General features: G+C 45.2%; 15 protein-coding genes. 7 read left to right on the top strand and 8 right to left on the bottom strand.

Annotated features, from left to right (window positions below):
• Positions 1 to 73 precede the first annotated feature (73 nt).
• From B2U97_RS09330 to B2U97_RS09305, 6 genes are all read right to left on the bottom strand, one after another.
• On the bottom strand, positions 74 to 2740 hold the full coding sequence (locus tag B2U97_RS09330; protein WP_286830470.1) for an SLBB domain-containing protein: 2667 nt from the start codon (positions 2738 to 2740) through the stop codon (positions 74 to 76).
• A 259-nt stretch (positions 2741 to 2999) separates the two neighbouring features.
• Entirely contained in the window at positions 3000 to 4151 is a 1152-nt protein-coding gene (locus B2U97_RS09325; RefSeq protein WP_286823295.1) for a site-specific integrase, read from the bottom strand.
• 124 nt (positions 4152 to 4275) lie between these two features.
• On the bottom strand, positions 4276 to 5508 hold the full coding sequence (locus tag B2U97_RS09320) for a hypothetical protein (RefSeq protein WP_286823294.1): 1233 nt from the start codon (positions 5506 to 5508) through the stop codon (positions 4276 to 4278).
• The gene (locus tag B2U97_RS09315; RefSeq protein WP_286823293.1) at positions 5505 to 8462 is read right to left on the bottom strand and encodes a tyrosine-type recombinase/integrase; all 2958 of its coding nucleotides are present in this window, start codon (positions 8460 to 8462) and stop codon (positions 5505 to 5507) included. Before B2U97_RS09315 ends, B2U97_RS09320 begins: the two co-directional genes overlap by 4 nt.
• Positions 8459 to 10798 carry a hypothetical protein gene (locus B2U97_RS09310; protein WP_286823292.1) on the bottom strand — a complete coding sequence of 780 codons (2340 nt, stop codon included), beginning with the start codon at positions 10796 to 10798 and terminating at the stop codon, positions 8459 to 8461. The genes B2U97_RS09315 and B2U97_RS09310 overlap by 4 nt, the downstream gene beginning before the upstream one ends.
• Positions 10791 to 11348, bottom strand: a complete 558-nt coding sequence (locus tag B2U97_RS09305) for a hypothetical protein (RefSeq protein ID WP_286823291.1) — start codon at positions 11346 to 11348, stop codon at positions 10791 to 10793. Before B2U97_RS09305 ends, B2U97_RS09310 begins: the two co-directional genes overlap by 8 nt.
• A 993-nt stretch (positions 11349 to 12341) precedes the next feature.
• On the opposite strand from B2U97_RS09305, the gene B2U97_RS09300 reads away from it, so the two are divergent.
• The 3 genes from B2U97_RS09300 (at position 12342) to B2U97_RS09290 (ending at position 13561) form a co-directional block, all read left to right on the top strand.
• On the top strand, positions 12342 to 12518 hold the full coding sequence (locus tag B2U97_RS09300) for a hypothetical protein (RefSeq protein WP_158511968.1): 177 nt from the start codon (positions 12342 to 12344) through the stop codon (positions 12516 to 12518).
• Between the two features lie 489 nt (positions 12519 to 13007).
• Entirely contained in the window at positions 13008 to 13280 is a 273-nt protein-coding gene (locus tag B2U97_RS09295; protein ID WP_034818393.1) for a CopG family ribbon-helix-helix protein, read from the top strand.
• The gene (locus tag B2U97_RS09290; RefSeq protein WP_235598890.1) at positions 13277 to 13561 is read left to right on the top strand and encodes a type II toxin-antitoxin system RelE/ParE family toxin; all 285 of its coding nucleotides are present in this window, start codon (positions 13277 to 13279) and stop codon (positions 13559 to 13561) included. The genes B2U97_RS09295 and B2U97_RS09290 overlap by 4 nt, the downstream gene beginning before the upstream one ends.
• A 1080-nt stretch (positions 13562 to 14641) precedes the next feature.
• Here B2U97_RS09290 and yjjJ read toward each other — a convergent pair.
• A complete protein-coding gene (yjjJ, locus tag B2U97_RS09285; protein WP_286823290.1) occupies positions 14642 to 16021 on the bottom strand; it encodes a type II toxin-antitoxin system HipA family toxin YjjJ in 1380 nt (459 codons plus the stop codon).
• Between the two features lie 473 nt (positions 16022 to 16494).
• Between yjjJ and B2U97_RS09280 the strand changes: the two genes are divergently transcribed.
• On the top strand, positions 16495 to 16962 hold the full coding sequence (locus B2U97_RS09280) for a hypothetical protein (RefSeq protein WP_110013761.1): 468 nt from the start codon (positions 16495 to 16497) through the stop codon (positions 16960 to 16962).
• Positions 16963 to 17270: 308 nt separating this feature from the next.
• Here B2U97_RS09280 and B2U97_RS09275 read toward each other — a convergent pair whose 3' ends face one another.
• Positions 17271 to 17687, bottom strand: coding sequence for an MbcA/ParS/Xre antitoxin family protein (locus tag B2U97_RS09275; protein WP_110013762.1), 417 nt, complete (start codon positions 17685 to 17687; stop codon positions 17271 to 17273).
• A 297-nt stretch (positions 17688 to 17984) separates the two neighbouring features.
• On the opposite strand from B2U97_RS09275, the gene B2U97_RS09270 reads away from it, so the two are divergent.
• The 3 genes from B2U97_RS09270 (at position 17985) to B2U97_RS09260 (ending at position 22566) form a co-directional block, all read left to right on the top strand.
• Entirely contained in the window at positions 17985 to 18851 is an 867-nt protein-coding gene (locus B2U97_RS09270; protein WP_286830468.1) for a WYL domain-containing protein, read from the top strand.
• Between the two features lie 116 nt (positions 18852 to 18967).
• The gene (locus tag B2U97_RS09265) at positions 18968 to 19633 is read left to right on the top strand and encodes a Wadjet anti-phage system protein JetD domain-containing protein (RefSeq protein ID WP_286823288.1); all 666 of its coding nucleotides are present in this window, start codon (positions 18968 to 18970) and stop codon (positions 19631 to 19633) included.
• Positions 19630 to 22566: a hypothetical protein gene (locus B2U97_RS09260; RefSeq protein WP_286823287.1), complete on the top strand. Its 2937-nt coding sequence runs from the start codon at positions 19630 to 19632 to the stop codon at positions 22564 to 22566. The genes B2U97_RS09265 and B2U97_RS09260 overlap by 4 nt, the downstream gene beginning before the upstream one ends.

The following is a 22566-nucleotide window of genomic DNA, read 5'->3' as shown; positions in this document are numbered from 1 at the left end:
TTCCAGTTAACAGCAACCTTTATACTATGCCTATGCACCTTAAAATGCAAATAGCATCCATACGAATTTACAGTCAAAGTCCGTTTATTGCCGCAATCGCTATAGCTGAATTATAAACAATGCCGGTCACCTGTGACCACAACTCTAAATTCTCAGTGTAGGTTGTATCCATAGGCACAATGATGGTGTCACCCGGCGCTAATTGGCTATTACTGCTAAAGCTAAACCAGCTGCTACCACTCTCATAAGGTTCAATGGCACCGTTCGCTTTAACAATATAAATACGTTCTTCGTCGGCTTTTTCTTTCGTTCCGCCGCTGCGTTCAATGTATTCACCCACGCTCACTTCAGGGTCGAAACGATATGAAGTTGCCATTTGCACTTCACCCATAATGCTAACCGAGTCAGTTTTAGAGGGCACATGCAATGTATCCCCGTCTTTTAACTGGACATCGTTGGCACCGTTGCTACTGAGTAACTTGGGTAAATCCATAATCAGCCGGCCAACCGGTTTGGCATTAAGCAAGTCAGATAAAAGCGTTCGCATTTCACTGTAAGACACACGGCTGTCGCCTGTCCCGGTCATCATGTTACCGGCAATTTCCCTTTGCAGCTCCTGTGCCAGCATGCGCTTACGCTCCTGCTCTCGAGCTTTCAGCTCTTCGCGAGTGAATATTGCACCCTCTATAAAAGCATGCTCGGTAAACCCTCCGGCTCGCTCAATAAGCTGGGTTAAAGTCTCACCACGCTTTATGGCATAAGTCCCCGGGAAGCGAACCTCACCTTTTAAAGTTACCTCATAAGTGTTCTGCCACTCTGGAATGCTCAATACGTTTAAACGATCACGGCCTTGCAGTGGCACATCCATTTCGTCATTTAAAACGTCGTTCAAAGCGACAGAAAGGTAGTCAGTCTGGGCGGTGTCCTTATTAAACTGAAAACGTGTTACTTCCGCACGCTTAAGGTACGCAGAGTCTTTAACGCCGCCAGCTGCATCCAATAAACGGCTGACACTGGCATTTTCAACTAAAGGGTAGACCCCGGGGTGGTTAACCTCACCGGCTACGTACACCAAAGGCGTATTACCATTGCGGGTACGCTGACGCTCAATGCGCTGCATAATAGGCTCTAACAGCTTATCGCGAGAATAAAGCGCTAAGTCTTCATCGGCAATCTCAATATCGTCTTCATCGGGCGAGCCAAATAAATCAGCTAATGGCGCCCGCTGTCTATTGCTCAAACTCTCTTCATTCCCCGTTTTCGACTGAACCAAATCTTGCAAAAAGGCCTGCCGATACTCCGCTAACATTTCTTGTCGTTCGTCAGCTTGACGCTCTTGCTCTGTTAAAGCAAAGCGTGACAATTGTTGTTCTTCTTGCTTCTGGGTTTGGTAGCGACTAAAAATAACAATTTGATCACGCTCTTGCAGCACAAGGTTTTCTTCTGCTTTACCGGTAATCGCTTCCGCTACGTTAAACTGATATAAGCTTAAATCACGTTGAGAGCCCGTCTCACGCACTACCAGCCCGAACGCTAAATCAGCCTGTTCTAAAAGGTCATGTCGGCTGTCACGTAAAACATCATTAAGCCGTATACCTTCATACCACTCGTAATGTCCGGGCCGAGTAACTGCCCCAACCAATAGTAAACTGTTATCTAAAGAGTCCGACACCTCACGCAGTGTTAAAACATCACCGCCTTTTAGCGCTTCACTTAGTTGAGTGTCTGACGTTAAATCAACGGTACTGATCAACCGCTTGCCGTTTACAATCCGCTCAAGCTGAGCGGCCGCTAAGTAGGCGTCTTCTTCGCTGCCACCAGCAAAGCGTAGCGCGTCCCTTAGCGTTTCATCGCCTTCCAATTCATACAACGCAGGGCGTTTTACCTGACCTTTAACGGTAACCATGTCACCTCGAGCGGGAATAAACACCACATCACCACTTTGCAGCATTTTGTCGTCAGAGGTATCGCCCTCTAACAGCAAATCGTATAAATCGAATTCAGAAACCACCTCTCCTGCACGCATTAAACGAACAGAACGTAGTGAAGCAATGTCGGAAACACCACCGGCAACATAAAGCGCCTGGCTAATGGTCGATAAGGAACTAACCGTGTACGAACCCGGTTTATAAGCCTCACCGGCAATAAATATTTGAATAGAGCGCAACTCACCCATAGAAACCGCAGCATTAAAGCCAATTAAGCGCTGCTTCACCTGGTTTTGAATCATGTCCTGCATTAAGGTGTAAGTTAAACCAGCAACGGTTAACTCGCCTAAGTCAGGAATAACCACTTTGCCTTCGCGGTCTATAGTTAAATCGTAACTGCGGTTTTCCTTACCAAAAAGCTGTACTTTTATGGTATCGCCCACACCCATAATATAATTGGAAGGAACCGGAGCATAAGAAGTAGGCGAAAAGCTTTTCGGCTCCCCTGCAAATAATTCGTAACCAAAAGGCTTTAATTCACCGGCTTCACGCGAGAACTGGCTTTCTAAATCGTCAGGAATTACCGGATTACCGCTTTCATCAAAACTGGTACCACGAGGAAACACCACATTGTTCTGCTGCTTTTTCTGGCTATCGTTAGATGAACTAGACGAATTGCCACTTAAGCTGTCAAGCATGCTAACATCAACACCATACTGACGTGCCAAAGCTTCTTGCTGGGCCCGGGGGAGCTTTTTAAATTGCTCTATTTGGCTCTGACTTGGCATAGACTGCGCGCTAGCCGAATTCATTACTCCAAAAGTTGAAGCAACCAATAGCAGCACCGCACAGTATAATGCCGAACCAGACAAGAAAGATTTCAACGAGACCAAAGTATTTCCCCTTTATGCGTTTTTTTAAACACTTCAATAATCGCAGCATTTTATAAGTTAACTAACAAAAAAGCTACGGTAGTCTTTTACAATAAGACGTTAAAGCTTGTCCTCCAGAGACGATAGAGTTACCGGTCGCAACTCTGTTACATATTGTGTTCCACAACTCTCTTAATATTCATTGCATTAACCGCTCAAAGGCACTCCCATCATTCCGTACAGCATCCACCACGTAAGGCGCATAGACATCATAAAGCATGCGAGTTGAACTGTGTCCTAACAGTCTGGAAACAAACAGCGGGTTTTCATGAGCCGCCAGATGCAATACTGCGGCTGTATGCCTAGTGACATAGGGCGTCCTTGGAGCAATGCCTATTTTTTCAAGTGTCGGGTACCATACTTTATTGGACACTTCATACATGGTTACTGGCTTACCTCCCTGGGAATTGAAAACAAAATTCCCTTTTGGGGCTCTACTATTCATTGTTCGTTTAAGAGCCGCGGCAACGGTTGGCGTCATTACAATGTCTCGGCGGGACTTTGGTGTTTTTACGTCGGTTAGCCGGCCTCGCACATAATTAAACCGAATGTGGATCAACTGATGCTCAAAATCGATATTTTCCAGCTGTAATCCATGGATTTCACAGCTTCGCATTCCTGTATGAAAACGAACTAAAAAGTAGTCGTGCCAATTTCTCTGCACTGCGCTCAGAAACGACTTCACTTGTTGTTGAGTCATCGGTCGCGGATCGCTTGGCTCTTCTCTCAGCGGCTTAAGCTTTTTTAGCGGATACTCAAAGTCCCACTCTTCGGATGCCAGATAAAGTAAACTGATCAGTGGGACAAGAATGATATTTATTCGTTTATTAGACAAACATCGGCCACCTTCATTATTAATACGCTCACACAACTTACTTCTAAACCGCTGTACCTGAGCTAACGTAATGTCACTGACAATGGTGTTACCGAATTCCGGTAAAAGATAGCGGGATAACGTCGACTCCAAGCTTTCACAGTAACTGACTTTCCACTCGTGACGCTTTCGCTCGAACCACTGCTGCGCGTAATCAGAAAATAATGGCGCCACCTGATCGGGTTGTTTTGCGCGTCTCAGTCGTGCGTATTTTTCTAACTTCTTTGACTCAGGGAAATGCTCTGCATAATCAAAAACCCCCAAGGCCAACTCCGCATTCATCTGTTTTACGTGCTTTTCCAGCTTTTTCTGATTCGCAGGCGTTGCGATCAGTCGTGATGACTCTCGAAATCGCCTGCCAAAGCAGCAAATATCATATTCGAGAATATTGTCATGGCGTGTGCGCAAGTGAATCATGGCCAGGCTTCCTTCATATATCAGTCAACACTGTATAAATATACAGCGTTTTGAGGAAAGGTCAAATTTCGAACAAAGCCTTATTGAACCATTGAGCACATAGATTGTTTATTAGTTAAGCTTATTAAGAAGGGCTGATCAGTCGAGCATCTAACAACACAGTGCTTTTTGATTGCTTAGATGAGAACTCTACCATGAGCGCTTCTTTTTTTTCCTCAAAGGTCATTAACAGATCCTCGTCGGCAAATAATTCGGTTGATCGAAACATCAACGCGCGACTGACCTCTATCGTTTTATGAGTAAATGCGGCGGCATCATCAACTTTCAATGCGACCCGGTGAGCCGCATAACGAGACTTGTTTGCTAACGATACTTCCAGTGCCCTCTCTCCGGTTAACTTCAAATTCAGTGGGTACTTTTGAGAAGCAACATCAATTTCTTTTAAGGCATGAATTAACTTGTTCGCCATTACCACGATCTTCCCTTCTTGCTTTGAAAGCCTCAGCGGCGTTAATTTCCTATCTGCATCCCCCAAATCAATCCTAAACTCCATTGAATGTGAATGGACAACAATCTGCGAGCGAGAGAAGCTGATACCACTATTTCTCTGACGAGCAACAATCGACAGCGCATGATTCAGAAGGCCAAGTTTATCCCGCTTCACCGTAAGCCGGAGCGGCTCTTTATTGACATTGTCGTGCGACTCATCAACAAATGCGCGTGCGAGCACTTGAAACCCTTTTCCTTTGACGAGCAACGCTACCCCTCGCGGAAACATAGATATATTACCGACGGCAGAATTTCCGCCGGTAGAATGGCGCGTTAATTTTAACGTTCGCTCGAACAACATAATGTCTTTGTGCTCAATCTGATAAGAGAACTGATATTCATCTCTCACCCCGACTGCTTCCATCCGTTCGTTACGCTCAATCACCTGAGCGCTCATTCGATAAACGGCCTGCTCACTATGCATGGTTTCATCTTCAAAAAGCCCACGTTGCATGAGCTTTTCTGACAAATTAGTTGCACCGGAAAACACCAGCTGCTCATTTTCTAAGTCAACGTCGAGCTCTAGATACGGTAGCTTCTTTAGCTGTGCGCTAAAGCGCCGTATGGCTGCCAAATCGATTTTAAGTAATGCGCTCTTTGCTTCTTCTTTGTAAAGAATGGTGCGCTTAACTTCAGAGAAACCTTTTTTCAATCCGGGAGGCGTAGCGATAGCAAGACAATTCTGCAAAAGGTCGATTTCCATGACGGACGAATAGTCGACGTCAACATTGTTTCTCGTTTTTTCAGAGAGCTTCATCATAAGCTCTATTGATTGCACTAAGTTATCGTTGTTTATCGTTAACTTCATTTCTTCGTCTCATCATCAACGTTTCGAAATACGGTATAGAGCTCCAATGAGCACACGATATTCTGTAATTTATCCCAAAGTGGCCAGCGTAAGCGGTACGGTTTTATCCGCATTTCAATTTGCAAAGCTTTCTTCTGTTGCCCTGTTTCTTTGATCCTAACTTGATGGTCAGCTCTCTCAACTATTGCTCTCCATGAGTCATCATCACAATTTAGCTCCATAATGCAATCACCTAAGCCCAAGATTTTAAATGCACGAAGTGTCTGCTCGGCATCGCGCTTATTACTGACCGTCTCGTTTTCTAAACACCTTTTCAACGTGCTGATTGCATTTTGCTCAACCGACAGCCAACGCTGCGCTGTCATTCGCTCCTGAAAACGGATCCAGGTCGGGAAAGCTCTCGGCGATAATTGCTGTAAAAACTGTACATCGGGAAGCTCAGTTAACCCATCGAAATAGCGTTGTAAGTGCTTACTTATCGATAAATCACTTAAGGGACGATACTGATAATCATAAAGCGCATCAATGAAGTCACTGAACGTGATAACCGTATCAACAGTCTGAACTGCCGGTTGCATCTGCGTCTTGAGTTTTCTCGCATCCGCTAAGCCAAAAGCCGCTGTTTTGAATAGCGCGTTTTCTTTGTTGTTACTTGTAAACACGCGGTTGATTGTCTCGAAGCGCGCGTTCGTCTGCGGCAACAGATTATGCAATACGCTTTTGTTAAGCGGTGAGGCGCGCATAGAGCTTAATTCAACTGTCACCAGGTCAAAAAAGTGGAGGTAGCTTGCCGCTGAGGTTCCCGGCGTCGCGTGACCTAAGATCATCGCTAAAAAGTCAAGGATCGGAAAGTAACTATTAAGCGCTCGCCCTTCCGCTGACAAAGCCTGCTTGATACGCTCTAACTGCTTAGAGGAGAAAAGTTCGTGCGGCTCTATGGCTTGAGTCCCACTCAGGCTCTTTTGTGCTAAAAAATATTCAGCAACGTTAGCCTGGATGGACGGAAACGCACCTTGCGCTAAAACAAGCAATAAATTATTCGCTGCGCAGTGACGTAGCGAATGAACAACCAGATCGGGGATCTGAGTTTGCTCACGCAAAAGCGCCATAAACTCGCGCTCATGCACTTGCACGGTTTGCGCATCAAACAGCCGCTCATGGGTTTTAGAGCGCGTCTCAACGTAATTCAAAAGCGACAGATAAAACGACTGCGGTAATAACGCCAGAGAAATTTTACGTGGCGCATTGACCGTTTTTCGACCGGCAAACTTTGTCACATAAAGCACATCGCTCTCGACATTGATATCATCAACGGCAAGCAGTAACGCTTCGTTGCGCCGTAAACCACAGTAATAACAAAGTTGCATCATTAAAACAGTTTGTTCACGCGCGCTTGAGCACATCGCAAGAAACGCATGACAAGTCGAGTCAAATAGTTGCGCAGGAATGAAGTGTGCTCTGACACTCTCTATCGTTACGCCGGCGAGCTCAAGCTCATCAAAGTCATACAATCGAAGCTCTGATATTTCATGAACGTACTGCAAAAATCGCAGCACCGTGCTTTGCTTATCTGCGCCTTCGAGATCAGAAATGGCGTCAGCTAAACGATGCGTGAGCTTATAGAGCACATCAACATTAGACTGGGCATCAACAACTAATTCCTCATCGCTCATCGTCTTAGCCAAAAAAACCTTGAGGGTCGACCGATAGCTTCGTATCGAGCTTGCTTCTAAATTCTTTTTGCTCGGACTACCGTGTACAAAAAGATCTGCACAAAAAAGCGTTAATAGTTTTGTTAATAACGATGGTGCCTGCTCGCTACCCTCAGCCAGTGCGTTATAAAGCAAGTGCTCAATCGCAGAGCGCGCATTCTTGAAGGCTTTTCCGCTTCTGCCCGATATGGCGGTTTGCTTTTCATACGTCAACAAAATGCGACCCATTGCATCAATCAACTGCCTATCCGCATTCCCGGCGCTGTGCTCAGGCGAAAACGCAAGTCTAATCCCAGGATCAGCACTCAACTTTTTTTTGCCGGATGCATTCGCTATCAACGCCGCAATCGCTGTCTTGCGTTGTCGTTTACGACTGACATGATGCGTTTGAGCCTCGCTTTCCTCCTCATTAATTTGACCTGATAGCGCCAATATCAACGACTCGTCAGACAATACTGTGGTCACCGTTGATAGCGATATTGCAGCAAGCGGTGTTGTCTGAAAGTTAAGTGCCAATAACGCATCATCAACCGACAGCGCGGTAGACGCCATCGCCGGCTCTGTCGCTCGAACCTTCTGCCACCACTGCTCAAATGCCTTGTTTAAAAGTTGCTTTTTTGAAGCATTAATCGACTGTGCTCGGCGCAGGTGCAACAAAGCTTCCGCGTCTAACCACACACGCTGGCGACGCGGCGTTTCTATCAGTAACGATGCTCTGTGTAAGTCGCTGAAACACAATAAGTCACTCTGCTTAGCCTCAAACACCGACAATAACGTTTTGCTATCGCTGATGTGCGAGCGCTTGGCAATGGATAACGCGTGTAACAAATAGCGCTGGGGGTCGCTAAATTGATGAAACAATGATGAGGCGATTGCGTCTTCAAGCTTTCGCTCGAGCAATGATTGGAGCAAAAAGACAGGGTTATGCTCATTTATGATCGTTTCTCGTTGCTTAAAGGGTCGAAACTCCATGGGCTGAATTAACGCCTGATGTTCGCTTTTAAAGTGATAAAGCGCACGCATACTCAGCCACAGCGCTTCAAGCAACTCGTTGGTATTGGCATATTGATAAACCCTCAGTGCGCGGCGTTGTAGATAGTTTTCTGCAACCTGTTTATTTGCATTAAGCGCGTCCCGACAATGCTTATTTAATACCGCAAAAACAACGTCGAGTTCGTTCCGAACCAGCTTATGCGAGCTGCTTAGCGCACTGGCGATATTTGTTTGAGTAAAATCGCTCATAACACACTTCCCAAACAATTTATTAGATCTAGAACGCATGCATCGTTTGCTGTTATTTGCTCACCGTCCAGTTGCATACGATCCCTTTGCTGAGCGGTGATATGGTGGATATCAAACAGGCTGTAATTCGACAACAAACCGGCGCCAGAGCGCGAGTGATTCATAAAGCCGTTGAGCGCCGTTTGAGAAAAGTCATCGAGCGATGCATTAAGAAACGCGTTCGCCGCGACATGGCGAAATGCCTGGCTGGATACCTCATCATAAATAAGCGTTTTAATTTGTGCATCAACGCGCGTTTTGGATAAATGCTCCCAGCGAAATGTGCCAGTCTCGTCAACAGACAATATCATTACTAAAGCCGGTGGCCGCTCTATCGCCAGGCGAGCAGACAGCGTGTCGCATAATGTGCTGGTTGCACAAAGTAGCTGACACAATGCGTCGTTTAGCACAATAAGACGTCGCTCATCTTTATAATGAGCCCGCTTATCTCGCACACTTAATAACCCGCTTATTTTGTCAAAGTGATGGTGTGCCGGAAAGGGCTTTGACACGGGTCTTAGCGCCACATTTGTCGCGATACGCATATAGCAATAAAGCGCGACATTATTGAATGCGTCAACAGTCGCTCTATCATCAATTTGCTGTGACAGTGTGTTAATTAACTGCTCGTATAAAAGTGTTAACGCGTCATCTTTTATCGAGCGAACGGAGCCCTGGCGTTCATTATCGGTAAAGTCAGACAAGCCGGAGCTTGATTTATTTTCGTGTGTATCCTTGCCATCGATACATATACCGACGTTGTCGACAAAATTATCCCAAGCGCTTAACAGCCTTGTCTCGAGCTCCTTATTCGTCACATTGATATAGTGGCTCTGCACAGTACTCTGATTTTTTAAAAAGTTAAGAAACGTTTCGGGTGTTTGCTCTCGTGCGAACTGAAAAAATGCTGTTTCAAGTGCGCGTCGTGTGACGCCTCTTTTTTTTAGCCCGGTCTCGTTAAGTACATGATTAATGAAACTGCGATAACCCTTTTCATCGACTGACAGTACGTTACTGATCTCAGCGTCATTACGCTCCGTCGAGTTGCTTTTATTGCGTAAAACAATATTCAATAGACTGCCGATTGGGCGCGGCAATGTTAGCTTTAAGCTCTTGCGACTCTCTTCATATAAATAATCAGCATCAGGGAGGCTTGTATCAATGAGCGTGGCAGGCAATATCAGCTGCGCAAATATATGCTTTCGCGCTCTGTCGAAATCGTAACGCAGCACCTTCATGTCATGCGCATCAGTACGTTTTCTACTCGAGCTTCTCGCGCTCACGTTTTGCAAATAAAACGCATCGACATCCGATAACGTCAACATTTTGAGCATGAGGCGCAAAAGAATACTTGCTAATTCCGCATCCACGTCTTCCAGTTCACCGGAAACAAAACTTTGACTGATGTATTCTAGCGCTGTGCGCAGCTCACCAACGGTTGCGCTCGAAAACGAGAAAGGAAGTGCTAACTCATGCTTTCTCAGCGCATTACTAATAGCCGCTTGTTGAGCCTGATAAGAGCGTTTCCGTTGTGATTTTGTGCGCTCAAGATGCGGTGTCACTTGAGTAAAGCGCCCGACTTCCTCACCAGCTTGATTTGTCGTTTGCATTAACGCAATCTCAGCCTCATCCACGCTGACCTCTGCGATGGTATGCTTGTTCGCCGTATCGATGATGCTGTTTTTTCGAAGCGCGGCTAAATCCATTCGCCGCTGCTGTGCTGGCTGAAAATAGCGCGCTGCTTTGTCTAACCTTTTATTGCCGTTTTTAAACGCGACTCCCAGCAGCTCGTGTCGCACTTCTGATAACGTGCTATCAAGCGCAAATTGTATCGAGATACCCTGCGTTTTTAATTCATCAACACGGCAACATTCAGACGAGTCGACTTTTAAAAACGCATTATAAAATTGCAAGCAAGCTGAGTAGTCGTTAAAGCGGCGCGCACTGCATAAGTGCGCGAGTAAGATATAAAGAAGCTGTGTGTCTTGTGACTCAGCGTATCGCTCGGACACGTCAGGCAATAACGACACCGTCGAGAAAAACGGATGCTCCTGCAGCTGCGAGTGCAAGTCTTTGCGCATGATGTTTTGCTTAACAGCGCTCGTTCGTTTCTCTGCGTCGAGCCGGTCAATAAATGTACGATAACGATTAATCTGATATGCGCTTAAGCTCAAATTGACGTCGATAAAATAGCGACAGAAGATGCTTAGTTTGCCGGCGTGCTCGACGATGCTACCGGGCGGGTAATGAAAGTGCGCAATCATCTCATCAAGCAAACTATCGTCAACACTACTCATCTTCAAACAACTCACTGCCAAAGGTTTCGTTTGCCTCAAGTGTGTTTTTTAAACTTGCTCGCTTCGAGGGCGCCTGACTTTTCGATATCGACAGTTTTTCACCTTCGAATCGCATCTTTTTGATTGCTGTCGTTATCTTGTCAGTGCTTCCTCCAAATACATAGGACCAACGATTAAGGCGAAGTAAGGCGCGTACTTTGAATTGTTCAACTCCAAATTTCTGATGAGCATAAAGTTCGAATGAACTTGTAACGCTGAGGTGTTGCGTTACCGTACTGTCAATCAGCACTTTATTAAATTCGTGCTCGTCATCAAAGTTGATGACTGCAAATTTCAGTTTTAAGTCATGAAAACGCAGGCTGAGCTCGCGAAGTAACAAGACGTCATCGAGCGCAATATATTTTGTACTTAGCCTCGCGACTCGAACGCAATGCAGTGACTTACAAATGCGCTCTAATAAGTCACGCTCAACTATTTCGTCAATAAAGCGCTCAACGCGCGCGACCGCTTCTAAATTAAATTTTCGTACGTCAAATGTTATCTCACTCAATTTCAAGCGTTTTTGTCTCATAGCAACCGTTTTTTAACTACATTTGCGACGAGCTTATCGCTTTTTTAAGCTTTTTGAAGTCCTCAGAGGAGGTGAAATTTGCTTGTACAGTCGTAGACAACAGAAACGGTATCGTGCAGCGTATATAACAAAATATTTTTTATAAAAATCGATGGTAAGCGCTCACTTTTAACACCTCCCCCTAATTTTATAAGGGTTATTGAAAATTATTGCTTTTTTAAATGATTACTTAGACTGACTCTCCGAAAGTAACATTTTGTTACAAACTTCTTCAAAAAAAGTTTTTCTACGCTCAAATACCGTCAGGATTTGTCCATAGAACGCCATTGATCTGTAAGAAAGTAACTCCAACCACACAACCGGCCAAAATAATTGCCTCTGAGAGGGTTAAAGGCTTCGGGCATCACTGTCTACGAAGCCCTCCGAAGACTGAGAGCCCCTATCTGGCCTGATGGGCTTTTCTTTCGTACCTTTGGTCAGAAGCTTACCCGTAAGTGCGTTAACGTATGAATCACGTCTGGGAGTTATTCTCTGACGCACCGAGTCGATTGATACCCCAGATACCGATACCAAAAAAGATTATTAATCCAACAATTAGCATCAACAGTAGCCATAATTGTCCAGTTGTCATAGCACGTAACCCTTTTAAAAATAGTCTCTCGATGAGAAGATTTTCTGAAGATTTAACTCTAATCATAACGCCTTAATCAGGATTTTTGCTAAAAATTTAAAGACGCATCATACTAGTCAATATCAGCATCGCTGATGACTATTCGCTATTAATGAGGTAATTAAAAAAAATAACGCTCGATAATCCGTTGCCTAGAAAAGGGGCGCAGGGAATGAATGAGACAACGGCAGAAAAATTAAAGCCTTCACACAAAGAGTCGGAGCTTTTGCTTGGGCTCAATGAATATACCAGTCAGGCGCAAGAGCTAGCCGAGCCAATTCTTTAAACAGAAGGAGTGTCGAATGAACCGTCAGACCCCAAATAGTGAACAAAAAACGAAAGACGATAAGCCGGGACATGTCAACAAGTACAGCCTTGACGAGTTATTATCAAAAAGCCCGGCTGGCAGTTTCAAACTCAACTCTAAAGATAAGCAGTGGTTAAGTGGCCCGATTGTTGATGACAATAACGTAAGCTGAGATAAATAGTTCTGCTGATAATGAGTAGAAGTGGTATCGAGTGTGTTTGCTGTTTAGTCGCAGCACTGAGTAAAACGACTTAACCGACTGCATCAAGAACGCGTGTCTTAATCCTTGCTTTTCCGACTTCCCGGAAAAACGAAAAGTGTTAGTGCAACCGCGACTACCAAGACAAATGGTGCGGCACCGACAAAAATCGCTTCGAGCGTATTCATTTTTGCTTCCTCAAGCACAACAACCGATTTAAGTAGTTTAGCGCAAGATTTCCGAATGTGTAAAAGCTTTTTGCCTTGGTCATGAACACTCCTTATCGGCATATAACGCCTCGTTTTAGATGTGTCCGTAAAATCTGGGTAGAACCCGAGCAGACCGATTAGTTAATTATGCGGTAAGACACTGATTTGGTATTCAGTAAACATCATTGGATAACACGACATTTATGCGATAGTATTAGAAGGTATTACCTTTTAATACTTAGGTAGGTTAAAAATGGCAACATCCGTAAAACTGAATGATGATATGAAAAAACGCGTGCAGCATTTGGCAGATGTTCGTCATCGTTCAGCACATTGGATCATGCGTCAGGCGATCCAGGATTATGTTGAACGAGAAGAAAAACGAGAAGCTTTTAAGCAAGACGCACTTCGTGCCTGGGAAGATTATCAGCGTAATGGCTTGCATTTGACGCAAACGGAAACCGATGAATGGTTGTCCATACTTGAATCGGGTGACGATGCCGAGCTGCCAACGTGTCACACGTGATCTGGTCTCCGGCCGCCTTAGCAGACGTTCAACGTTTACATGATTTTTTGCGAGATAACGATCCGATAGTGGCTCGCGAGGCCGTCAAAAGCATTCGTAAGAACGCCCATATTTTGGCTTACCAACCTGAGATTGGCCGTCCGCTGGATGATATGCCTATTGAATTTAGAGAGTGGCTCATTGATTTTGGCCAGAGCGGTTATGTCGCGCTGTACCGTTACGATGGTATTAAAACGATTATTCTTGCAGTTCGACATCAGAAAGAAGTTGGTTATTCGTAAGTCTCCAGCGGTTTTTGATTCCGGCTCATTTGTCGGTTCACACCAAGCGAAAGCCTGAAAGTTTGGGTTGTTGACACCATTGCTCAGAGAACTTAAATGAAGCCGCTAACAATACAGACATTGTTGGTGCATTAAATATTTTAGAGCGGGGACACCGCTTGTTAGCCTGTGGAGAGTCGGCGTTAGCCGCTCGATGAAGCAGGAACTTGCACCTAAAGCAATTTAGTGTGCGCCCATGTAATGGGAATCCCCCACCGATTTAGGTGGGGGAGGATGTCAATTTACCTGCCTGATATTAATCAGTACCCAGCCGAGCGAGCGTCGCACGTCACCTGAAAATTTAACCGAGCCAACACCAAAATCCCCCATAGCTGGGCCACTTTGCCAAGGAAACCGGCCTAAGTGGCCCAGTTTTGGGATAAATTACACCGACCAAATCCGATCCAAGACCCAACCTCCCATAGCTGGGCCACTTTGCCAAGGAAACCGGCTTAAGTGACCCAGTTTTGGGATAAATTAAACCTATCAAATCCGATCAAATGCCAAAACCTCCCATAGCGGGGCCACTCCGATGAAGAAAATCGGCGTAAGTGGCCCAGTTTTGGGATAAATTAGTCCGATCAAAGCCGGTCCAACACCACTCCTCCCATAGCTGGGCCACTCCGATGAGGAGAATCGGCGTAAGTGGCCCAGTTTTGGGATAAATTAGTCCGATCAAAGCGGCTTCAATGCCCCAAATTCCATAACTTCGACAAAATGAGAAAAGAGCTGGCGTAGTCTGTGATACTTGGAAGGTCCAAATCACTAACTTATCGAGGGCGTTTATGGGTAAAACAACTAATGAAAGCAAAAACCCAGGAGTCCCTAAGATTTTACCTTCGCAGCATTTACATCTTAAACTCAGGCCTACCCTTGCTTTGTATGCGTAGGCTCCAGTGTTCCAAACGGTGTCTTGAATGTTCAACTTCTGCCCGTCATCATTACCGTGGCATAATCAAACATCTGCTGACTAATCACACCGTATTTGCTGAGAACAGGCTCTAAACTTAAGTAATTAATACTCGACAGCTATTTGTAAATTTATGCCATCCTCTCTATCGTGACCGCATAGTCCTCAACAACTTTTAGTTGCTGTTCTGCCAGGCTTTTAAAGTGGCGACTAATAACACTGCTTTCCATCACACGGGACCAAAAGTCATGTGCCGCTGCATAGGCGGTTTCCCAACAAATCCGTGGGACATTCGGATGAAAACGTATGTTAAACGGCTCCGATGGCAAATCACCGGCACTGGTTGGCGAGTAATGCATTGGCAGCATGTCATAAACCGGCGCTAACTCATAAGGTCGCCCATCAAAATTCAGCGCGGAAACGTTACCTAAATGCATGTCGGAGTTTGCGATAAGTTGTCCAAAAGCCCAGGCAACCTTGCATCGCGTCACCGCTTCTTCGGTGATAACACCTTGCTGATTCAAAGCGTCTGCAATGTCAGGCCAATGCCCATTAGCCTGCCCCACAAACTCTAAATCCAAACTCGCAAAGGATACCACGCCAACTCGCCCCCCTTTTGAGGTTCGGTCAAACCGCCGAGACGCGAGCAACGTTCTTTCATCAATATTGAAAGCGCGATTATAAGCAGCAACGTCGGAAATCATAGCATTAAGCGCTGCAGCTGCTAGTGCTTCTGAGTTCAGTAAATCCGCCCACCGATTCGCGACTGAATCAACCTCAGTTTGCATCACTCTTCCAGAGAATTTAACGATACATTCTCCCTCATCAAGGTTTGCAATGAATTTAGGCTGTTCACCTTTAGCCGATGAATCGAAATGCTCACCACGGGCTATAGCATCAGCCTTGATGCCTGCTTGCTCATGACTGATCACAGTGTCCTGCGGACGCTCTAACCATCGGGAGTATGCCTCATCGCCCAGTAAGAGGTTACCAACATGATCTTGCGGAAACTTCGCTAGTACCGCAAGTACCGTATCTTCCGACCATTTATTAGGATCAGGATCCAGACGTTCGCCTTGCTCCCTTAGCTGTTTAGCAAAAGAGCGCCCCAGGAACCCTTGCGGTCTCATATCAGACAACCACCATGGCAACGACTCATAGAACTTCCACTCTGACATAACCTTGCTGTTATCGTTATCCGAGCGAAAATATTCCACCAAATAACTATCATCCGGATATACGATATGTAACAGCGCTATTTTCTCCGCCTTTCCATTATCATTAACACGATAAATTGGCAGTACAGATTGTTCCGGAAGCATAGGCAAGGTACGTCGCAGTAGCCAGCGAGTAGCACGGCCTTCGCCTGCTTTTATCACCACTTGTGAACCCAATCGATTCAGCCGCCGAGTAACCGTTGTTGCATCAACCCGCAAACCTCGAGCAAGCTCAGCCGCCGACATCGGTCCAGACTTCAATGATAAAGTTATGTTATCGGCAACCTCAGTCATGGATTAAATAGCTCTCGTTATTACTAATAAAACAGTAAGAAAATCAAATTCCGCATAGATAATGCAGGTATAAAAATAATCATAAGACACTGTTATTAATGAATTATTTAATAAAATCTACAAGTTTTAGCAGGCTTGAATGCATTGATTTACAATGTTCGTTTAATTGTTATAGCAGATGCCAGTAAATTTGTCAGTATGTACTTGGATTGTCTTGTTTGAAGCTAGCCAAGTGAAATTGAATCAACGCTATCTCCCCCAGCCATCACAAGCGAATACGACCATCTTTTTGTGACTATAAATTCATCGAAAAAAATATTTTTTAGTAGCTTATTCAAGATATTATCCTTTTAAAACAACAACTTGGATAATTACAGAAGTATCGATAGACTAAATCCTGAGTTCAAAAACTGATTGAATTCTCAGCAAATTAGAGCCCGACCCGATTGACAAAATGAAAAAGGACTCACAATATGTTCATTGCAGTGCATAAAACGTGGCAAATTAACGATGCGTTCACGACTGCGTTCGATGATAAAGAGCTCATGCGCTTTAACTTTGTCGAACTCACAGTTAACGCAGAAAGATTTATTGTTGAACTAACTTTTGAAGAAAAAGATACGGATGCTGATACTGATGATGAGTATACAGTTACGAATCAGTATTTAGCTGTTACCTGGCGGGAAGCAGTTGAACTTACTAAAGTGGAAGGTGTTGTCAAAAAAAGGATATCGATCATCATTCCGCGTCACGCCAATCGTAAAGAGTATGATAAGTACGCGATTCAGGATATTGACGAGATTTTTCGTGTAGAAAACACCGAAAAAAACGGTGACTTCGGTATTCTATTTCGACTCGCAGACGAAACAGAGTACTTTGACTATCGTTGCGAACATTTTGAAAAATACAGAATTAAAGACTGCGTCTACAGCAATAAATAAGCAGCATTTATAACATTGGCACCAACAAGTGGTGACTTATACTGCCTAAAACTGTATCAACTCACCACTTAACCATGAAGAAAGAGCTACCAATTCAGAGATTAAATGAACTCTGTGTATTTCGCTGATTCGGAACAGCGATTCCGGACTTATCACGAAAATTGCGCAGAAACAGGTTTTTAACGCTTTTGTCACTGAGCTGATCACAAAATTTGGGCAGAAAAGCATTAAAGTGTGTTTTAGTAACCCAGCCGACCCAATGTTACAGCTTGCTACGGCAAAGGAGCGAGCCTGCTCTTTAACGTCAATTAGCTCCTTGAGGCGTCCAGATAACGACGGATCTCATACAGACCAACGAGCGAGCCTGAGAGCATGACATCTTTCGGTGAGTTCTCGCCAAAAGCTCGGTTGCAATTGTTGATCCATTCCTGTTTATGCGCGTCCTGTAAAAATAAAATTCGTAACGCTCCATGAATACCGAGGATCAATGAAACACGCGTGCGACGGTCTGTTGTCAGCTTGGATCGCATTCTGCCACTTTTCATCCGACGAAAGGTTGCTATAGGAATATCTCCCAATACAACGGCTTTCTCTGCGTCCGAAAATCCCCAAAAGTCCAGTATACGAACGGCAATGTTAAAAGCCACCTGGTCTTTCTCCACGGTTTTCCCTTCGTGATTTTCCCGAAACTGCGCGGGATCAAACGTTAATGCTTGTGCGTGCATGACTCAACACCTCTATCAAACGACAGTTAGAGTTTAACGCTATCAAATGATACTGCAAGTGCTCGTTATTTATTTTTCGATTTCGATACCGCCATGGTTAGCACTCTTTTTTGTGTAGTTCCAATGTAGTTGATTGCTAAAGACTAATTCGGATCCGCGCATGGTTGTGTCCTTAAAACCTGGATCGAGCCCAACAGAGAAACAGCTACTACTGTACGTATACACAGGTTGCCTCACCTATATGTAGGAACTATTATCGTATACACGGAAACAATACATACAATACAATACAATACAATGCCAAATAATAAACCCGCTATCGATGAGAAGATGTACGAGCGATATAAAGCAATCGAATACCTCGCTTTCTGGGAAGGCGGTGTTAATGCGTCTCGACTATCACGGTTATTTGGGGTGCAGGCTAATGTCATAAGCAAAGCGATTACAAATTATCGCAAACATTATCCTGATGCATTGGTGTATATGCCAAGCGATCCGGAGAAGCTGTTTGTCGCGACAGACGCATTTGAAACGCACTTCATTCGACCACAATGGGCGGACTACATTCAGTTTATACTCGCCGTTGGCTCTCATTATATTGAGGGGCTTTATGGATCTGATGCCTTCCATAATGCCGTTACACCGCTTGCGATGCCAAGTCCTGTTATTACACGAATGTTATTAAAAACCATCCGTAACAATGCAAAGGCCACCATCCTTTATAAAAGCCGTACGCACCCCCAAGGGCTGAAACGAGACATTATGCCACAGCAATTAAGCCATGATGGGTTGCGCTGGCACTGTCGAGCATACTGCTGCCGACGCGATCGTTTTTCCGATTTCAATCTCGGGCGTATCAGTGACATTGTTATGACTGAAAAAGGTGTCACTCTCCCAGCTATCGATACGTTGTGGCATCAGTACGCGCCCATTGAAATTGCACCACATCCGTCGCTTAATGAAACTGAGAAAATGCTGGTATTAAACGACTATGGTCAAACAGCGCCCTTTGTCATTAAAGCGCGCTGCGCCATGGTTGATTACACCCTGCAATATTACCGCCTGGGTCGTCACGGCATACAAAGCGATCCGCGTCAGCATCCATTAATTGTTGCCAATATTGAGGCACTGCGCCCCTACCTGTTTGAGCAGGCCAGCCAATGAACATTTATAAGTACCTACAGCAGATAAAAGCCGACAAACCAGTCAACGCGATACGGCTCGATGAGCTTTTACATCAACATGCTCTCTCTTTAGAGACGCTTGGGAAACCTTCATTTGTGAGCCGAAATACATATCTGATCGAGTCAGTTGATAACGCACTGCTGGCACAGTGGCTAGAGCGCTTCGCGCCGGCGACATCGCGTGTCGATGCCTCCCGGCGCGCAAAGGATTCACACCAACATCGTACCTCTGCAGCCTATTTTACGGCCAAATTACTGAGTGATCCGGATAATCATTTTGCCATTGCCTGTCGCATTAGTGGCGCCTCTACCGGACGAACAGTCATCCCCGCTGATGCTACGCTGGTATTAATTGAGAACAGTGAGTGCTATACCCAGCATGAACGCTTTTTACTAAACGTAGGCTTAGGGGACTTATCGTCCAACACGGTTATTTTGCTCTCCGGTGGTAATGCCATCACACATCCGGCCGCACTGACCTATTTATCTCAATTCCCGCGCATACATTACTGCCCGGATTACGACTTAGCTGGCATCGAAATATACGAAACCGCGAGCCAAACGCTAGCGCATAAGCTGCACTTTGTGATGCCCGATGACTTAGTCAGTTACGCACGTTACTGCAAAAAGCCAAAACACCAAGCCCATTATTTAAAGGCTATTGAAAAGGCCAGGTACCACAACTTTGACGCGATGGTTGAGTTATTAATTGCCGGTCAGGGCGTTTTAGAGCAAGAAGTCCTTATAGGAGAAGACAAGTGAATACGAGCACTACCAAGATCATCATCAAGCGTATCGTTGCTGTTGATTCATCATCCATGGCTTATGCTGAAGCGCTATTAAATGACAATATCTTGCTGATGGGGCTTGGTAATGTCGGTAAATCAAGTCTGGTCAATGCGGTACGCTTTTTCTTGTTACCGGATACCAACGTAAACCAGGCAAAAGATAAGTTTGCCTTTCGCTCTGGTGCAGACAGCGACGACAAAGAGAGTTACTACGACAAGGACGAACTCTATAATTACTACTTCCCGACCGTGCATTCGCGCCTCATTCTTGAGGTGGAGCATCAGCTTCTTGGTGGCGGGACGCAAAGTCACTGCCAAATCATCTCAAGAGGCGGGGATTACAAAATACAGCGTGTCTTTATCCCGGAGCCTTACGAAGCCATTGAGCATCTGTTCTGGCAAAAAGACGACGGCAACGGTACCCGACCGACAAGTCCGGTCGGCTCGGACCTGGTACCTCGACTGCGTGAAGTGAATAAAAATGCTAAGCAGTATTCACAGCGCGACCAGCTGATAGAAGCGCTCTATTCATTTAATGCCATGAACCCGGCAAGCACACCGTTTGCTATCTTTCCACTTAGTAATATCCGTGCGAATTCAGTCGACTCCGTCAGGGCGCTGGTCAAAATGCTGTTTAATCAAGATGCGGGCTCTCTTAGGCTAATGACAGCCACTGCTGTTGAGGCACAGGACGCATTTGATGAAACACTGGAAATCGATATCAACGAAATTATCGGCAAAAAGCATGAGCTGACTCAGCGCAAAGAGCAGTTAGTAAAATTACGTGCGCTTGAGCCTCAATTCACCGAGCTTCAGGAGCAGTTTTCGAGACTTCAGCAAAAAAGCGCCGCAACCTCACAATTTATAAGTCTGTATCAAAATACGACGGTGCATTGTCAATCGCTTGAGGAGCAAGCTGACGCCATTGGTCGTCGCGTTGAAACCTTGAGACAAAAATGCAAGACGCTAAGCCAACAGAAGCAAAATGCCTTAACTGATATGCAGGTTAGTCAGAAACAAGTCAATCGATTAAATAAAGAGATTGAACAGAAAACGGCAATAAAAAACCAATGCGATCAGATCATCGCATCGTATCCCGATGAGGGTATATCGTTCGTCCTAGGCTCACTCGAAGATTACCTAGAGGAAAAACAAAGCGACTATAAGAACCGTACAGAGCAAAATACCCGGGAGCGACGCATTACAGAACTTGAGGAGCTCATTAAAGGCAAAGAGCAAGAGCTAAAAAAAGCAGAGGCTAAAATCCGGGACAAATCAAAAAGCCTGCATGCCCAGCTGCCGGAGCCGCTTTACAACAAGCTGTATTCAGTCAATAGCGATCTTGCAAAAGCGAATCCTGGTCGCGATTTAACCACCGATGAATTGTCGCAAATTAACCAATTTTGCGAGCTTTTAATAGAGCGCGGCGGATCACTTGATTTTTTTGATGAGTCAATTCCGCTGCTCAGTGAGCCCTATCAGCCCATCACAGAAAAAGATATCACGGGTATTGAGAGTGAACTGTTCGATTTAAAAGAAGAGCTCAAGGAATTAAAAGAGCTCAACACCAACGCAGTCAATAGCACGCACAAGGTTGAAGTGCTAACCCGAGAAATTAAAAGCGCCGAATCTGACATTGAAAAAATCGAGGGTTATACCGCGACTTGCCAGAGAATCATTTCAGCAACCGCTGATCATGAACAAGAGCTCAAAGACCGGGATGAGTATGCTGAATTACACCAGGAGCTAGAGACGGCTTACGAGCGAGATAATAGTGAACTGACCCGTTTACGCAGTGAGTTATCAGCAACGCAAGATAAGGCTAGAGCGCTGAGTATGATGCTATCCCAGTATCATAACGCGATCTGTCGCTTCCCGGCTACGAAAACGCGCCTCGATGCGGTATTAGAAGGCGATGAAGAGGCCCCTGCCGGCGACAAAGTCGGTGATGAGGAAAGCTTTCAACGAACAATAAATGCACTGCAAGACGCTGAAAAAGCCAAATACGAAATCAAACAGAAACTTGTCGAGTTGATCAAAGACGGCCTGATAAGTGACGACTATCAACTGCTTGAGCGTGACAATGGCGATGATGCCGTCGTTAATACATTTAATATGCTGGCCCAAAAGTTTGAGCTGCTATCATACAACAGCGATGTATTGGCGCAGGATACTCGTCGTCATAATGAGCATATTAGAAACCGCCTGGAGCGGCTCAGTAAAACCAAAGACAAGATTGAAACCACCGTTTCCCGGATAAACCGGGATATTGAAGGCGCCTCAATGAACGACATTGAAGAAGCCCGGCTTGTTGTTGAATTAGAGCCCCTTTTCAATAGCCTGGTTGATAGTTGGCGTAATTTCGACTCGCTCAATACCGAAAATACGTTACCGTTTGAGTGGTATAGCATGCTGCAAAAATTCGTTGATAGTAAAGCCGTCAATGACGATGATGGCAAATTGCGGCTTAATCACCTCATTCAAGGCACCCGATATGAAACGCGCAAAGCGGGCGCCTCGTGGGATAGCAAAAAACAATCAACATCGACTCACATGCTGATTAATACGCACTTTTGCGACATCTTCCTTGATAAGCTGGCCAGTCAATCTGCGCATATTGCCTTCCCGCTGATCGTGGATGAAATTGGCAGCATTGATACAACGCAGATCCCTGAGCTCATCGCCACATTGAACAACAAAGGCCATTACCTTATCGGCGTGACCGTGGACGGGAAGAGCGGTGCCGTATTCGAAGCCATTGGGAGCTATCAGGTGTTCACCCGCGACAATCTAACCACACACCCATACAGCAAAGAGCGGCGTAATACCGCTATTCCGAGGTTTCGAGAATATTTGAACGTCGAGCATCCGGATACACCACCTTCTCAATCATCGCTTGAGGTGTGA

Origin of the sequence: Idiomarina sp. UBA3176, assembly GCF_002364295.1 — a bacterium.
GTDB classification, from domain to species: domain Bacteria; phylum Pseudomonadota; class Gammaproteobacteria; order Enterobacterales; family Alteromonadaceae; genus Idiomarina; species Idiomarina loihiensis.
Note: the sequence above shows the minus strand (reverse complement) of the source record. Positions and strands in the feature narration are given on the sequence as shown.

Coding starts and splice junctions, on each gene's coding strand:
- B2U97_RS09315 (WP_286823293.1), bottom strand. CDS start 8,462: ATGAGCGATTTTACTCAAACAAATATCGCCAGTGCGCTAAGCAGCTCG.
- B2U97_RS09320 (WP_286823294.1), bottom strand. CDS start 5,508: ATGAAGTTAACGATAAACAACGATAACTTAGTGCAATCAATAGAGCTT.
- B2U97_RS09330 (WP_286830470.1), bottom strand. CDS start 2,740: ATGAATTCGGCTAGCGCGCAGTCTATGCCAAGTCAGAGCCAAATAGAG.
- B2U97_RS09325 (WP_286823295.1), bottom strand. CDS start 4,151: ATGATTCACTTGCGCACACGCCATGACAATATTCTCGAATATGATATT.
- B2U97_RS09310 (WP_286823292.1), bottom strand. CDS start 10,798: ATGAGTAGTGTTGACGATAGTTTGCTTGATGAGATGATTGCGCACTTT.
- B2U97_RS09295 (WP_034818393.1), top strand. CDS start 13,008: ATGGCAACATCCGTAAAACTGAATGATGATATGAAAAAACGCGTGCAG.
- yjjJ (WP_286823290.1), bottom strand. CDS start 16,021: ATGACTGAGGTTGCCGATAACATAACTTTATCATTGAAGTCTGGACCG.
- B2U97_RS09270 (WP_286830468.1), top strand. CDS start 17,985: ATGCCAAATAATAAACCCGCTATCGATGAGAAGATGTACGAGCGATAT.
- B2U97_RS09275 (WP_110013762.1), bottom strand. CDS start 17,687: ATGCACGCACAAGCATTAACGTTTGATCCCGCGCAGTTTCGGGAAAAT.
- B2U97_RS09280 (WP_110013761.1), top strand. CDS start 16,495: ATGTTCATTGCAGTGCATAAAACGTGGCAAATTAACGATGCGTTCACG.
- B2U97_RS09300 (WP_158511968.1), top strand. CDS start 12,342: ATGAACCGTCAGACCCCAAATAGTGAACAAAAAACGAAAGACGATAAG.